Consider the following 15,228-nt stretch of genomic DNA (forward strand, 5'->3'; position numbering starts at 1 on the left):
TATATTTAAGCAATCGATTACATTGTTAAAGTTTTAATAATTACTGATCTTATTTACTTATTTCAGAGCTTCAGAGAACATTTTCTGAAAACTTTCTTAGGAAGAAATTAAGGAGAGTAATTTTATTCTAATTTCAGTGTGATTGGCTAAACTGACTAATTAAAAATTTTTAACGAAACTAATTTATGACAAAATTTTTTAGAAAAGTACTAAAGTCCAGGAGGCCCTTGTTTATACTATCGAAAGAGGTTTCCAACTTTAATGTAAATAGTATATGGCAGACTATTATTTCGAGTCGCAGGACTGAAATTCTTTTTTCAATTAATACTTTAAAAAAAATATCATGAGAAGAAGAACATGGATAGGGCGGGGACATGAAATTGTTTCCTTAGTTTTGTTTTTGCTGTTCCTTGTATCCGGATATACAATGCAGGGACAACAGAGTTTTACGGTTAGTGGAACAGTGATAGAAGCTGACTCCCAGATGCCACTTCCTGGGGTAAGCATTGTTCAGAAGGGAACTACTAATGGTACGGCGACAGATTTTGATGGAAATTTTTCCTTAACTGTTCCGTCAGATGCGGTTCTTGTTGCTAGTTATGTAGGATATCGCACAGAGGAAATTGAGGTGGACGGCGAGGAAGTTCTTCAGATTATATTAAGTCCTGATCTTGAGGCTATGGACGAAATCGTTGTAGTCGGGTATGGTACTTTAAAGAAGACTGATTTAACAGGTTCTGTGAGTAGTGTGAGTGCTGAAGATTTAACAGAAAGAAATTTAACAAATCCGCTCGAGGCCCTTCAAGGAAATATGCCGGGTGTTCAAATAACAACATCCACAGGAAGAATCGGGGATGGTTTTGATATAGTTGTCCGTGGAAAGAATTCTATGAGTGGCAATGTGGAGCCGTTGTATATTGTTGATGGAGTTCCCGCTAATGACATTGATTTTTTAAATCCGCAGGATATCGAACGTATAGATGTGCTTAAGGATGCATCTTCAACAGCAATCTATGGTTCTCGTGGTTCAAATGGTGTTGTTATAGTCACCACCAAAAGTGGTGCTTCTGCTAGACCAGGAATTAATGTGTCTTTTGAAAATTTTGTTGGTATCAAAGAGGTTGCCAGGCTTCCGGAAATGATGGATCCTCAGACGTGGTGGAGGTATCACCAAACAGCTTACCTCGCCGGAGCGTCAATAGATCCTGAAACGGGGGAGGTTTCTCCTGAAACTCTTCGAGATGGTGTCTCGGCAGGAGGTAACAACCCAGAGCTTTTCAGAAGGGCAAATGATAACGAATCCTTCGATTGGTATGATGCTGTATTGAAAAGTGGGATTCAGCAGAACAGTTACTTAAATATTTCCGGTACAGGTGAAAGTGGTGTAGGTTACAACCTCGGTCTTGGATATCAGAAAGAAACAGGAAATATAGAAAATGAATCACTGGAGAAGTATTCATTTAAAGCCGGCCTTAATCATCAAATAAGTGATAAAGTATCTGTAGGGGCTAATATGACAGTGGCTCTTACTGAACAAAATTTGGGAAGTGATCTAGCCATGAGAGAAGCTTTCAGGCTGAACCCGTTCTTGAGTCCTTACGGAGTAGATGGGGAACTTTTTCCTCTGCCTGGAAAACTGACAGATGAAAATGGAGATTGGCTTATAAATAAAACCAGTACATATAACCCAATTCTGGAAATCAATAATTCTACCGACGAGATCCGCAGGTGGAATCTTATTGGAAACACCTTTTTCCAGTATGATCCTATAGAATGGTTATCTCTTAAGACTAGTTTTGCTGTAGGTTTGGAAAACAATAGAAGGGGGCGTTCATGGGGAGCAATGACAAACAGAGGGGTTAGTAATAATGACTTACCTTCTGCCGATATCGAACGTCTTGAGAATTTCAATTACACCTGGGATAATCAGTTTAATATAAATCATACTATTAATGAAGACCATGCTTTTAATCTTCTTGGATTATTCAGTATGTACTCTAACAGAATAGAAAGCTCCTTTGGCAGCTCAAGAAATATGCCCTTTGAGACCGGATTTTATAATATTGGTAGTGGGGAACAAAGCACTTTTAATGTAGGATCAAATTTTATTAAGCAGACGCTTACTTCTTATGCTCTACGTTTAAATTATGGCTTTTTAGATCGTTATCTAATCACTCTCTCCAATAGATGGGATGGTTCCTCATTGCTTTCAGAAGCAAATCGCTGGGATTCGTTTCCTTCCGGTGCTATTGCCTGGAGGATTAGTGAAGAAGCTTTTATGAGGAATCAGGAAACGATTAGCAACTTAAAGGCGCGTTTAAGTTATGGGTTTACAGGAAATAATATTATAGACCCTTATTCTACTATAAACATTTTAGATAGACAAACCTATTATGATTTTTACGGAACTAATGCAAACGGTTGGATTCCTGCAAATATTGCGAATTCTCAACTTGCATGGGAAAAGACCAGAGAAGTCAACTTTGGGGTAGACTTTGGATTTTTTCAGAACCGTGTAACGGGAAGTGTGGATGTTTACGATAGGTTATCTGATGATTTATTGTTGGAGCAACAGCTTCCTCTGGAAACCGGCTGGGAATCTATTAGCGCTAACGTAGGATCTGTAAGCAATAAAGGAGTAGAAATTGCCCTAACAACCAGGAATGTTCAAAATCAATCCGTTACCTGGACTACCTCTTTTACTTTTACAAAGAATACCAACAGCGTAGAATCTATTTATGGTCAGGATGAAGTGGATGATATAGGAAATAACCTCTTTATTGGAGAATCTATCGATGCTCATTATAATTACAGGTTTAACGGAATTTGGCAGGCAGACGAGGCTGATGAAGCTGCATCTTATGGAATGGAAGAAGGGCAGGCAAAGGTAGTAGACGTAAACGGAGATGGAAGATTTACCCCAGCGGGTGACCGTATCATCTTGGGATCTTCAGATCCAGGATGGTCAGGAAGTTTTTTCAGCAGTTTAAAAGTAGGAAACTTCGATTTATCGGCTTCAGTTATCACTAATCAGGATGTTTTTGTTTTTAGCCCTTTTCACGCAAATTTTGCCGATGTTTACGATAGGGGAAGACAAAAAATGGATCTCAACTGGTACATTCCTGAAAACAGTGCGGGCTTACCTACACAGTACTCCAACACTTACCCCCAACCGCGTAACGAAGGACCCTTCTGGAGAGATGAGGATATAGGTTATTATAAAGATGCTTCCTTTGTGAAAGTAAAAAACATAGCCTTAGGTTATAACTTCTCCAGCGATGTCAATGAGCGTCTTGGGATTAGCAAGTTAAGAATATATGGGAATGTTTTAAATCCATTTGTATTTACAGATTATGAAGGATATGATCCGGAATGGGCTTCAGCCGGTCTTGGAATTGGCCGGGTAAGTTCTGTTACTTATCAATTAGGTTTTAGTTTAAATTTTTAAAAGTAGGAATGATGAGAAAGATATTTTTAGGTATGGCAGTGTTGAGCTTTTTATTTAGCTCCTGCGAAGACTATCTTGAGGAGGAAAACCTTTCCAATGTTACGGGAGAAGAATTCTATGTGACTGAAACAGGTTTTGAAAGCCTTATAAGCGCCAATTATTCCCAATTGAGGGAAATATACGGAGGAGATGCTTTAATGTTTGTTGCAGGTACTGACCTTTTTGCAGAGGGAAGAGATCCTGCATTCATTGGGCTAAGTAGGTACACTGAACTTAATCCTCAATCTGAAGGGGTAGAGCATTTATACAATACTGGTTACAGAGCGATCCAGGTCGCAAACATGGCGCTTCATTATGCAGAAATAACTGAGCAAACTTCGCAATTGGATACTCGTATTGGTGAAATAAAATACCTGCGCGCCAATGCTTACTTTTTATTAGTACAGACGTATGGAGGAGTAGGGCTTGTTACAGATTATATTTCTAATCCTGTTTTAGAGTTCGAAAGAGATTCGGCTGAAGCGGTTTACAACTTTATAATTTCAGAATTGGAAGAATCGCTTAATCTAGTGGAAGAGGGAGCTTATAACGGAAGGGTAAACAAACGTACGGTAAGACACTTGCTTGCAAAAGTATATTTGACTCGTGGTTACGAAGATTTTGGAGATCAGTCCGACTTTACAACAGCTGCGAATTATGCAGATGAGGCCATCGCTGGCCAAGAGCTTACCATTCCTTTTGAGGAATTATGGTGGCCGGGAAATGAGGAAAATGAAGAAGTTATCTTTTCAGTACAATATGATGATTCCTCAGTAAGCCCTGATCTTGATAATCGTGGTCATAATCAAGCCAATTACTACAGTAGTTATCTTGGAGGACCTGAGGTGGCAGAAGATGCGCCTTATAGAACAAGTATTCTTTCCCCCACGCAATTTGCTATAGATTTGTTCACGGAAGATGATGCAAGATGGTACGCTACTTTCATGTACGAGGTATTTGGGAGGTACTATGACTATTACGATGTTGAAGATCACGATGCTTTGGTTGTGGAACACTACTATGAGCCAGCGTGGGCAACTTCTGCGGCAGAGAAAGCAGCATACATTGCCAATCACCCTGAAGCTACTTATCACGAGTATGGTACGTATGCACCGTTCTTCAATCCTTCTAGTGATTTCTCAACTATACCTGTAAGGAAATTTGATGATCCGACCTCTCCTTTTGGTGCGGGAACCAGCACCAGAGATATCATCTTATCCAGATTGGCAGAAACCTATTTAATCGCTGCTGAAGCCTATCTTCAGGCAGGGGATGCGGCAACAGGATTGATGCGATTAAATGAAGTTAGAGAAAGGGCTGGAGTAGAACCTGCGGTACTGGCAGATTTTGATATCGATTTTATTCTTGATGAAAGGGCCAGAGAGCTTTTAGGAGAGTATCATAGATGGTTTGACCTGAAGCGAACAGGCACCTTAGTGGAAAGAGCTGCTGCTTATCATTATTTAATTGAAGAAGGAAATTTTGTTGGGAATGGAGGGGAATTGAAGATTTTAAGACCCATCCCTCAGTCGGCAATCGATCTTAATCAAAACCAGGATTTTCCACAAAATCCAGCGTACGAATAGTAATGTTTATTAATTAGTTTTGAGTTAATGTCCTGAGCCCGGTTATCCGGGCTCAGGATTTTTAAATAAAAATCAGAAGTTTATGAGAAATTTTTTAATCCTATCAATAATACTGTTTCTTTCAAACTTAGTGTCCGGGCAACATGATGATAACGCCCGAAATGATGGCATTCAAGAGATTGTAGAAAGAATAGAACTTCCTACAATTCCCGAATTTTCTGTTTCTGTACTGGATTTTGGTGCTAAAGGGGATTCTTTAGCCAATAATAAAGAGGCTTTTGATAAAGCAATGAGCGCTATAAAGAAAAATGGTGGAGGAACCATTATTGTGCCTAAAGGCGTTTATACCATTAACGGACCTATACACTTTGTTAGTAATGTGAACTTAAAATTAGAAACTGGAGCGAGATTAAAATTTGGCTCTAATCCCAAAGATTATCCGCTGGTGCTTACCAGTTGGGAGGGTACTATGCTCTACAACTACAGTCCTATGATTTATGGAATAGATTTAGAAAATATAGCTATCACGGGGAAAGGGACAATAGATGGAGAAGCAAAGGATTCCTGGGCAAATTGGAAAGAGCTTCAGGAAGAAGACCAGTTATTGAGCAGGGAAATGAATCATAAAGGTGTGCCTGTAAAAGAAAGAATATTTGGGGAAGGACATTTTCTGAGGCCACAGCTAATTCAGTTTGTGAATTCTGAAAATATCTTAATCGAAGATATTACGATAGAAGATTCACCATTTTGGTGTCTGCATCTTTTAAAATGTAATAGTGCTACATTAAGAAGTCTAAAATATGATGCTCATAATTATAACAATGATGGTATTGACCTGGAGTATTCGCGGGATGTATTAATAGAAAATGTAAAGTTCGATAATGGTGACGACAATCTTGCTATTAAGGCTGGAAGAGATCACGAAGGTCGTTCAAATTCAGATCAGGCTTCACAGAATATTGTTATGAGAAATTGTCTTCTGAAAGGTTTGCACGGAGTAGTCATTGGAAGTGAAATGTCTGCAGGAGTGAAAAACATTTTTGTCGATAACTGCAAGGCATGGGGTGACTTAAAAAGAGGGATATACTTTAAGACAAATCCTGATAGAGGTGGATATATGAAAGATATCTATATCAGCAATATTGAACTGGGAAGGGTAGAAGACCTTTTCTTTATCACTGCAAACTACCATGGAGAGGGTGAAGGTTTTAATTCAAAGATCTCTGATATTTTTATTAATAATGTTTCATCTGAAGAAGCTACGGGAACTGCGATAGTGATTGAAGGATATAAGGACAGTAAAGTTGAGGATGTGAAACTGACCAATATTAACGTAAAGAAGGCAAATAATGCCATTACCATAAAAAATACTGAAAATGTGACTTTTGAAGGGGTGATTATTGGAGAGGAAGCGGGAGTGCCGACTACTGCGACTAAAGAAGAGGTAACCAAATTTTGATGCCTTCGCTGGGTACGAGAAGTATTTTATATATGTTTTATAGATGAAATGACCCGGTTAAGCCGGGTTTATTTTTTTCTTCACCCGTGGGAATTCAGGAAAGTAGGGTCTCTTTTGGTCTTACAACCTGATATTTGAAGCTGTAGACTAGCGTTACCGATTCTCAGCCTGCACTTTCAAAGAACTTCTATCAGAAGAATCTCTCACGAATAATCCAGGAGGGAGTACCACTTTCTTCTCAATAGTTAAAGTTTGATTTTCCTGTACCTGTTCTAAAAATACCTGTGCAGCAATCTTTCCCATAAGCTGCGGAGTCTGATCTATAGAGGTTATCGGTAACTCCATATATTTAGTAAATGGTTCGTTACTAAAACCTGCAACACACACATCTTCAGGGACTCTTATTTTTCTGTTCTTAAGTTCCTGAATAGCACCAAGGGCAACATAGTCACCGGCAGCAAAAATAGCATCGGGTTTTATTTCCAGATCCCATAACTGGGCAACAGCCTCTATCCCAGATTCAATTTTACTATTAGCTTTAATCACATACTCCGGCACATATTCAAGTCCGTGCTCTTCAAGTGCGGCACAGTAACCTTCGTGCCGATATTTGTAAATTTCGAGATTGCTCTCCCCAGATAAATGAGCAATGCGTCTGCAGCCTTGCTGGATGAGGTGTTCTGTAACCATAAATCCTGCCTTAAAATCATCTATAACTACTGAACTTACGCCTGGCATTTCCATTTTCCTGTCAAAAAATACAAGAGGCGTATTTTCTTCAAGAACTTTCTTTATGTGATCTGAATTCTGGGTAGTTTTTGACACAGACATAAAAATACCATCAATTTGGGTATTTAAAAGAGTATTTATTTGTTCCACCTCATTACCAGCTTCTTCATGAGACTGGCAAATAATAACGTGATATCCGTGTGGTCGAAGTTCTTCTTCAATTCCTCTAATTACAGAGGAAAAGAAACTACGATTAATATAGGGAACGATTACGCCTATATTATTTGTTCTGCCACTTTTTAAAGCCTGTGCGAGACGGTTTTGTTTATAGTTCATTTCCGCTGCAGTCTTGGCAACCAATTCCCGTGTTTTTAAACTTATTTTTGGATTCTGGTTCAGCGCCCTGGATACCGTCGCGGCGCTTACATTTAATTTTTTTGAAATATCGTATATAGTAACTTTTTCTTTTCCGCTCATTATTTTGTTAAGGTTGAAATAGATTCGCTTAAATTAGACAGCTGGAGAAAATTAATCAGCTCGTTAGTATTTAGATAATTACCTCGCCCATGCTAGAATTGCCGTCAATTAGTAATTTATAATTTGTTTAAAAATAATGATTTTTTTGTGTTAATGAGCAAAAACATATATATTAACGCAATCGATTACAAAATTTTTTACGCCTGGTTTTCGGTTGAATTTCAAGAATGATGTGAAGATAATAAAAGATTTAGTTATCAGTGGGAAATGAAAGACGTTCATCTTAAAGGAAACTATTCACGTGCAACGTTCTAATAAAATTAGTTTAAAACATATGAAGAAAAAATCCTTAGTATTTTTTTTCCTGATTGTAAATGTGGGTTTATTTGTTTTTGCCGGTGTTCGGACTAATAATAACTGGTTGGGCAGTAAAAACCTTCAGTCTGTTAATAGTTTTATTCCTAAAAGTGAATTTCACTTTTTAGTAGCTAAAGATGGTTCTGGAGATTTTATTACTGTTCAGCAGGCAATAAATGCTGTTCCCGATTTTAGAAAAATTACAACCACAATATATATTAAAGAAGGAGTTTATAAAGAAAAGCTCATTCTCCCTACATCCAAAACAAATGTTACTTTTATAGGAGAAAATAAAGAAACTACCATTCTTACTTATGATGATTACTCAAAAAAACTCAATAGGTTTGGGGAGGAAATGGGCACAACTGGATCTTCTTCCTTTTTTGTTTTTGGCAGCGACTTTACAGCCCGAAGTCTTACTTTTGAAAATACTTCGGGTCCTGTAGGACAGGCAGTAGCAGTTCGGGTGGATGGTGATCGGGTAATTTTTGAGAATTGCAGGTTTCTTGGTTTTCAGGATACATTATATCCACATGGGCGCAATAGCCGTCAATATTATAAGAACTGTTATATCGAAGGTACGACCGATTTCATTTTTGGCTGGTCCACAGCGGTTTTTGAAGATTGTGAAATCTATTCCAAAGATGGAGGTCATTACATCACGGCGGCTTCCACTGACAAGGATACTCCTTTTGGATTTATTTTTATAAACTGCAAACTCACTGGCGATGCTTCCAAAGAAGAAGTTTATCTAGGTAGGCCCTGGCGTGAATTTGCACAAACGGTATTTCTTAATACCAGAATGGGAGATCATATAAAAAAAGATGGCTGGCATAACTGGAATAAACCTGAAGCTGAAGACAACGCTTTTTATGCCGAATTTGCTTCCGAAGGACCGGGGGCAGCTGCGGAGGAGAGAGTGGAATGGGCACATCAACTTACACCCCAACAAGCTAAGAAATATTCAGTGGAAAATATTTTAAAAGGGGAGGATAACTGGACCCCAAATAAGAGTAAGGAATTAAATAACTAAAAGTTTTTTATAAAAATTTTCACCTAAAAATTAATTTTACCAACTATGAATTTAAACAAATTTAATTACAAAGTTTTACTTATATGCCTGCTCCTGGGAGGCTTATATTCCTGTAAAAACAATTCAGGAGAAAAAGAAACTGCAGCTGTCGAAAATTCCGAAATAGCAGATCCCTGGGATGAGGCAGATGAGATCATTAAGAATATTATCGTCCCCACGTTTCCTGACACTACCTTTAATGTTCAGGATTATGGTGCGGTAGCAGATGGGACTACAAACAACTCTCAGGCTTTTGCAGATGCTATTGCTGCATGTAGTGAAGATGGGGGCGGGAAAGTTATTGTTCCTTCAGGAAAGTACCTATCAGGTCCTATTCATCTTAAAAGCAATGTCAATTTTCACTTAGAAGACGGTGCAGAAATCCTTTTTTCCACCAACACAAGTGATTATTTACCTGTGGTACATACTTCCTACGAAGGGATGGAAATGATGGATTATTCACCGCTTATCTATGCCTACCAACAAGAAAATATTGCGGTTACTGGCAAAGGAACTTTTAACGGCCAGGCCGGTAATGATAATTGGTGGCCATGGAGTGGCGCAGAACGCTATGGTTTTAAAGAAGGGGACCAAAATCAGCGTGATGAGCATAATTTGCCCAGGCTGAGCAAAATGGTAGAAGACGGAGTTGCTGTTGAGGACAGGGTTTTTGGAGAAGGTCATCAGTTCAGGCCTACATTTTTTGAACCTTTTGAATGTAGTAATGTCTTAATTAAAGATGTAAAATTCATTAATGCGCCGTTTTGGGTTATGCATCCAATAAAATCCAATAATGTTACTGTAGATGGAGTGACCGTGGAGAGCCACGGGCCTAATAATGATGGTTGTAACCCGGAGTACAGTAAAAATGTGCATATCAAAAATTGCCTATTTGACACGGGTGATGATTGTATTGCCATAAAATCTGGACGTGATAATGACGGAAGACGAGTTGGAATTAAAAGTGAAAATATCATTGTTGAAGATTGTATTATGAAAGACGGACATGGCGGAGTGGTAATGGGAAGTGAAATCTCTGGTGGTGTGAGTAATGTTTTTGTTAGAAACTGCGAAATGAACAGCCCAAATCTAGATCGTGCTATCAGGATTAAAACCAATACCAGGCGTGGAGGAACTATAGAGAATATTTATGTAAAAAATATCGAAGTTGGACAGGTAAAAGAAGCTGTTCTAAAAATAAATACTCATTATGCTATTTACGATAATCAGGAAGGGGAATTTATGCCGGTAATCAGGAATATTTATCTTGAAGATATTAATGTTGAAAACGGAGGAGAGTATGGGATCCTGATAAGAGGAAGGGAAGAATCACCTGTTGCAAATGTGAATCTTACTAATGTTCATATTAAAAATGCTGAAACTCCTTTGTTAGTAGAAAATGCCGAAAAAATTTCTTTTGAAAATGTCACTATAAACGGGAAGGAAATCACTAATTAGTGATTTAAAACTAACAGTTTTAAATCAGCAATTATTTAACTTCTGAAGCTGGAGAATTATGTTTTTTTAGTGATTCTCCAGTCTCAGAAAATATATTAAGTTTTAAAAAAAAACAGTTGTTAAAAACAATTATAATGAATATTCTCTTTTTCAGAAGAATTTCCCTTTTCTATTTTTTATGTTGTTTATTTCTCTTTTCCTGTGCTAGTTCATCAGAAAAAGCTGAGATATGGAAAATAAATTCTGTTAGTGAAATAGGAGGAAACCCCACAGATGTAGTTGGAAATCCTAATATAGTCAAGACGGAAGCAGGAGGAGCAGTGGAATTCGACGGTAAAAAAGATGGTTTGTTAGTAGATAAGAATCCCATTGTCGGTTTGAATAATTTTAGTATTGAAGTAGATTTTAAACCTTTCAATGGCTATCCCGAAAATAATGAGCAACGTTTTTTACACATCCAGGATCCTGAAAACGAAGCCAGAAGAATTTTAATTGAGCTTCGGCTTAATTCCAGGAACGAATGGTATGGCGACTGGTTTATAAAAACAGAAAATCAAGATCTCGCTCTTATAGACTCTACATTAACTCATCCTGTAAATGAATGGGCCACGATAAGGCTAACTTATGAAAATGGGCAAATGAAGGGGTTCGTCAATGGAAAGCAGCAGCTAACCGGCGATATTGAATATTTACCTATAGGTGAAAACGGAAGGGTTTCCATTGGAACAAGAATGGATAAACGATCGTGGTTTAAAGGACTGATAAAAGAGGTAAGATTTTCAGAACAAGCTTCAACTTAAGGATGTAGCGGGATGAATTGTTTCTTGTATAGATTTTTATAACAATTGTTAGGAATAATATATCTTTTCTGATAATTTTTTTGCTTTAAATAGCTCAATAGTGTATGTTTGTGTAATCGATTACATTACAGTAGGTTGTAATTTTTTCGCAAACGATGTAGCTTTAGTATTGACTTCGCACTAAACCAGCGGACGTTGTATTTACAATTTTTTAATATCTTATGTTATGACAATAAATAAAATCATCCCCTCAATTTGGCAGTTATCGGCCTTGTTAATGGTATTAATCTTCTCCGGGACCACCATTGGATGTAAGGGTAAAGAAGATGCTTCAGATAAAGCAGAATTAAAGGAATCAGCAATGGGTGCAGAGGATCAGAAAAGATACTCCGCCTGGATGGCAGATTCAGAAATAAAAAGAAATCCTGAAGGATGGACACTCGATTTTAACGAGAAACCTAAATGGGAATATACCCATGGTCTTATTATGACAGCAATGGAGAAAGTCCATGAGGAAACAGGAGAGGAAAAATACTTGAATTATATTAAGAACTTCGCAGATTTTATGGTAGAAGAAGATGGAGACATTAAAACCTACAAAAAATCTGATTATAATATCGATCGTGTGCAAGGCGGAAGATTTTTAATTGGGCTTTATGAAGAAACCGATAAAGAAAAGTACAGGCTTGCGATTGAAGAATTAAGAGATCAAATGCGTGAACATCCCCGCACCTCCGAAGGCGGATTCTGGCATAAGAAAATTTATCCTTATCAAATGTGGCTGGACGGCTTGTATATGGGATCCACCTTCCTGGCCCGTTATGCAGAAGAATTTGACGAATCTAAACTTTTTGATGATGTTGCCAACCAATTTTACCTCATAGATAAATACACCTATACTGAAGATACAGGACTTTATCATCACGCCTGGGATGAAAGTAAAGAGCAGCGATGGGCAGATCCTGAAACCGGTCTTTCCTCAAATTACTGGGGACGGAGTATTGGCTGGTTAAGTATGGCTGTGGTGGACGTTCTGGATTACATGCCAGAGGATCATCCAAAAAGAGATGAATTGGTGGAAATAGCTCAGAAAATTGCGGATGGGATCGTAAGATATCAGGATGAAGATACAGGCGTCTGGTACCAGGTGCTGGATCAGGGAACCAGAGAAGGAAATTACCTCGAAGCTTCTGCATCCAGTATGTACGCTTACTTTTTGTTAAAGGGAGTTGACGAAGGTTATCTTGACGCAAAGTACAGGGAAGATGGTATTGAAGCTTATGAGGGTATTCTGGAGCAATTTATTAGAAAAGATGATGATGGAAGCATTAGTTTAACTGATGTAAATGGTGTTGCTGGTTTAGGAGGTGATCCTTATCGTGATGGTTCCTATGAATATTATGTGAATGAAATAATCAGGGACAACGACCCTAAAGGTGTAGGGCCATTTATTCTTGCTTCTCTTGAATATGAAGACCTGAAACAGGAATAAAGCTTTATTTTTATCAAGAATCACCAAAATATAAATAATATGAAATTTAAAAATGGAATTGTACTGGTAGCTATCACTTCTGTAATGGCTTTTTCCTGTAAAGACAATAAGGAGCAACCGCAAACAGAACTTCAGGAGGAAGCTGTTAAAGAAGCTGATCGTGAGACATATGCTGAACTTTCTGTTAAAACAGGAGGTCAATGGGAAGGAAGAGAATACAAAGGAGGAACTTTTGAAAATGTTCAGGAAATAACACTACCTGAAGATCATACGGACCATTCTTATTATATCCGCTATGAAGGGCCGGGATGGGAAAATAGTCAGGTAGGTTATAGGTTATATCTGGATTGGAGAAATGCCATTGATATCTTCGGAAAAAAAGTAGATTCCCTGGTGTTGCCTTATGTTGGACAGGATAATTTTGACTCTTACCATGAAGAAGCACCGTGGGGTCAGGATATTCTTAAGGCTGGTAACTCCCTTGGAATTGGTGGTTACGGAAGATATATGAATGATACCGTAGCACATTTCAGAAATGTGCAAAGTACCCATGCAGAGGTAAGTAATTCAGCGAATAGCTCTTCCGTAGAAATAACTTATGAAGGTTGGGAAACTGGTGACAAAGTAATCGACCTCGACGCGAAACTTGCTATTTATCCAGATGGCCGTTACACCCGGGTAGAGCTATCTCCTTCCGAAGAAATTGAAGGCTTAACTACAGGTATTGTGAAATTTGAGGATGTTCCGTTGATGCAGAAAGAAAGTGAAGCCGGTAACTGGGCTTACATTGCCACTTACGGTACCCAGACCTTGGTCAATGATGAAGATAAACTGGGAATGGCTATTTTTTATAAAAAGAACCAGTTGGAGCAACAATTAGAAGGGCCAGATGATCATTTACTGGTTTTCAATTCCACATCAGATAAAGTAACTTATTACCTTCTTGGTGCCTGGGAACAGGAAAAAGGAGGAATCATTAGTGAAGAGGCATTTATTTCGAATCTCGATGAACTGCTGAACAAGTTAGATTCTAACGATAATCTTCAATAGCAATGATGAAATTTCAGAAGAATCAAATTCGGTTTATATTAATATGTTTCGCTTTAACAACTATAATTAGTTGTAAAAATGCTGAAAAAGAGGAAGCTGATGAAATGGCTTCTGTAGATAAAATTGTTCCTGAAGACTTGAATTGGTCAGAGAGAATGTTGCAGTCTGAAATGTATCGCTTTCCTGAAGCTTCCAAACTGGACTTTCGTGAAGAACCAGGATGGAGTTATACTAATGGTCTTGTTTTGAAGGCAGCCAAAGAAGTTTATCAGGAAACCAATGACGAAAGATACTATGGCTATATCTACGATTATGCTGATACTTTGATTACAGATGAAGGCGATATCAGAACCTATGATTTAACAGATCAGAACCTGGATATGCTTAATTCTGGGAATACGCTGCTTTTTCTTTATTCGAAAACCAAAGAAGAACGTTTTCTGGAAGCTTTGAAGTTATTACGAAGCCAGATAGAAACCCAGCCACGAACAAAAAAAGGCGGTTTTTGGCATAAACAGCGCTATACACAGCAAATGTGGCTGGACGGGCTCTATATGGCCCATCCTTTTTATGCCCACTACACTCAAACGTTTAGCGAAGAGGTAGAAGCAGAGCAAGCCTATAATGATATTGTGCACCAGTTTGATCTTGTTCAGGAGCATATGAAAGATGAAGAAACTGGTTTGCTTTATCATGGCTGGGATTCCAGTAAACAACAAAAATGGGCAGACAAAAAAACAGGGACTTCTCCTAACTTCTGGTCTCGTGCAATGGGCTGGTACGGTATGGCCATGGTAGATGTGCTGGATTATCTTCCGCAAGATCATGAAGGCCGTGACAGGATCATTGAATATCTGAACCAGTTTGCGGAAGCTATTACAAAAGTTCAGCATAAAGAATCCGGACTTTGGTACCAGGTCCTGGATCAGGGCGACCGTGAAGGTAATTATCTCGAAGCTTCAGGTTCTTCTATGTTTAGTTATACCCTGGCTAAGGCTGCAAAGAAGGGCTATATCGCTCAAAAATATATGGAGGTGGCTGAAAAGGCTTATGAAGGTGTTCTTAATAACCTTGTTACTGTGGAGGAAAATGGAGTGGTCAATTTAAACCAGGTTTGTGCTGTGGCAGGTTTGGGTGGGGATCCATATCGCGATGCTTCTTATGAATATTATATTAATGAAGAAATAAGGAGTAACGATCCAAAAGGAACAGGGCCTTTCATCCTGGCCAGCCTACAGTTAGATAGATAAAAGGAATAAAA

The 15,228-nt window shown here is 38.3% G+C and carries 10 protein-coding genes; 9 read left to right on the forward strand and 1 reads right to left on the reverse strand.

Features of this window, described 5'->3' with window-relative positions; genetic code table 11:
• Positions 1-343: 343 nt before the first annotated feature.
• The 3 genes from RM541_RS11415 (at position 344) to RM541_RS11425 (ending at position 6,532) form a co-directional block, all read left to right on the forward strand.
• Positions 344-3,448: a SusC/RagA family TonB-linked outer membrane protein gene (locus tag RM541_RS11415; protein WP_311500279.1), complete on the forward strand. Its 3,105-nt coding sequence runs from the start codon at positions 344-346 to the stop codon at positions 3,446-3,448.
• Positions 3,449-3,456: 8 nt separating this feature from the next.
• Positions 3,457-5,073, forward strand: a complete 1,617-nt coding sequence (locus RM541_RS11420) for a RagB/SusD family nutrient uptake outer membrane protein (protein WP_311500280.1) — start codon at positions 3,457-3,459, stop codon at positions 5,071-5,073.
• Between the two features lie 82 nt (positions 5,074-5,155).
• Positions 5,156-6,532 carry a glycoside hydrolase family 28 protein gene (locus RM541_RS11425; RefSeq protein WP_311500281.1) on the forward strand — a complete coding sequence of 459 codons (1,377 nt, stop codon included), beginning with the start codon at positions 5,156-5,158 and terminating at the stop codon, positions 6,530-6,532.
• A 153-nt stretch (positions 6,533-6,685) separates the two neighbouring features.
• On the opposite strand, the gene RM541_RS11430 is transcribed toward RM541_RS11425, so the two are convergent.
• Positions 6,686-7,738: a LacI family DNA-binding transcriptional regulator gene (locus RM541_RS11430; RefSeq protein WP_311500282.1), complete on the reverse strand. Its 1,053-nt coding sequence runs from the start codon at positions 7,736-7,738 to the stop codon at positions 6,686-6,688.
• Between the two features lie 334 nt (positions 7,739-8,072).
• Here RM541_RS11430 and RM541_RS11435 point away from each other — a divergent pair, with 334 nt between their 5' ends.
• The 6 genes from RM541_RS11435 (at position 8,073) to RM541_RS11460 (ending at position 15,217) form a co-directional block, all read left to right on the forward strand.
• Complete coding sequence (locus RM541_RS11435; protein ID WP_311500283.1) at positions 8,073-9,128, forward strand: pectinesterase family protein; 1,056 nt, start codon at positions 8,073-8,075, stop codon at positions 9,126-9,128.
• Between the two features lie 45 nt (positions 9,129-9,173).
• Positions 9,174-10,625, forward strand: coding sequence for a glycoside hydrolase family 28 protein (locus RM541_RS11440; RefSeq protein WP_311500284.1), 1,452 nt, complete (start codon positions 9,174-9,176; stop codon positions 10,623-10,625).
• 134 nt (positions 10,626-10,759) lie between these two features.
• A complete protein-coding gene (locus tag RM541_RS11445) occupies positions 10,760-11,425 on the forward strand; it encodes a LamG-like jellyroll fold domain-containing protein (protein WP_311500285.1) in 666 nt (221 codons plus the stop codon).
• A gap of 226 nt (positions 11,426-11,651) precedes the next feature.
• Positions 11,652-12,917: a glycoside hydrolase family 88/105 protein gene (locus tag RM541_RS11450; protein WP_311500286.1), complete on the forward strand. Its 1,266-nt coding sequence runs from the start codon at positions 11,652-11,654 to the stop codon at positions 12,915-12,917.
• 39 nt (positions 12,918-12,956) lie between these two features.
• Positions 12,957-13,967 carry a DUF4861 family protein gene (locus RM541_RS11455; protein WP_311500287.1) on the forward strand — a complete coding sequence of 337 codons (1,011 nt, stop codon included), beginning with the start codon at positions 12,957-12,959 and terminating at the stop codon, positions 13,965-13,967.
• 2 nt (positions 13,968-13,969) lie between these two features.
• Positions 13,970-15,217: a glycoside hydrolase family 88/105 protein gene (locus RM541_RS11460; RefSeq protein WP_311500288.1), complete on the forward strand. Its 1,248-nt coding sequence runs from the start codon at positions 13,970-13,972 to the stop codon at positions 15,215-15,217.
• Positions 15,218-15,228: the final 11 nt, after the last annotated feature.

This window comes from Autumnicola psychrophila, from assembly GCF_031846645.1.
GTDB lineage: Bacteria > Bacteroidota > Bacteroidia > Flavobacteriales > Flavobacteriaceae > Autumnicola > Autumnicola psychrophila.

What these genes read in the sequence shown, in the direction of transcription:
- RM541_RS11415 (WP_311500279.1), top strand. Translation starts at nt 344, where the DNA reads ATGAGAAGAAGAACATGGATAGGGCGGGGACATGAAATTGTTTCCTTA.
- RM541_RS11420 (WP_311500280.1), top strand. Translation starts at nt 3,457, where the DNA reads ATGATGAGAAAGATATTTTTAGGTATGGCAGTGTTGAGCTTTTTATTT.
- RM541_RS11425 (WP_311500281.1), top strand. Translation starts at nt 5,156, where the DNA reads ATGAGAAATTTTTTAATCCTATCAATAATACTGTTTCTTTCAAACTTA.
- RM541_RS11430 (WP_311500282.1), bottom strand. Translation starts at nt 7,738, where the DNA reads ATGAGCGGAAAAGAAAAAGTTACTATATACGATATTTCAAAAAAATTA.
- RM541_RS11435 (WP_311500283.1), top strand. Translation starts at nt 8,073, where the DNA reads ATGAAGAAAAAATCCTTAGTATTTTTTTTCCTGATTGTAAATGTGGGT.
- RM541_RS11440 (WP_311500284.1), top strand. Translation starts at nt 9,174, where the DNA reads ATGAATTTAAACAAATTTAATTACAAAGTTTTACTTATATGCCTGCTC.
- RM541_RS11445 (WP_311500285.1), top strand. Translation starts at nt 10,760, where the DNA reads ATGAATATTCTCTTTTTCAGAAGAATTTCCCTTTTCTATTTTTTATGT.
- RM541_RS11450 (WP_311500286.1), top strand. Translation starts at nt 11,652, where the DNA reads ATGACAATAAATAAAATCATCCCCTCAATTTGGCAGTTATCGGCCTTG.
- RM541_RS11455 (WP_311500287.1), top strand. Translation starts at nt 12,957, where the DNA reads ATGAAATTTAAAAATGGAATTGTACTGGTAGCTATCACTTCTGTAATG.
- RM541_RS11460 (WP_311500288.1), top strand. Translation starts at nt 13,970, where the DNA reads ATGATGAAATTTCAGAAGAATCAAATTCGGTTTATATTAATATGTTTC.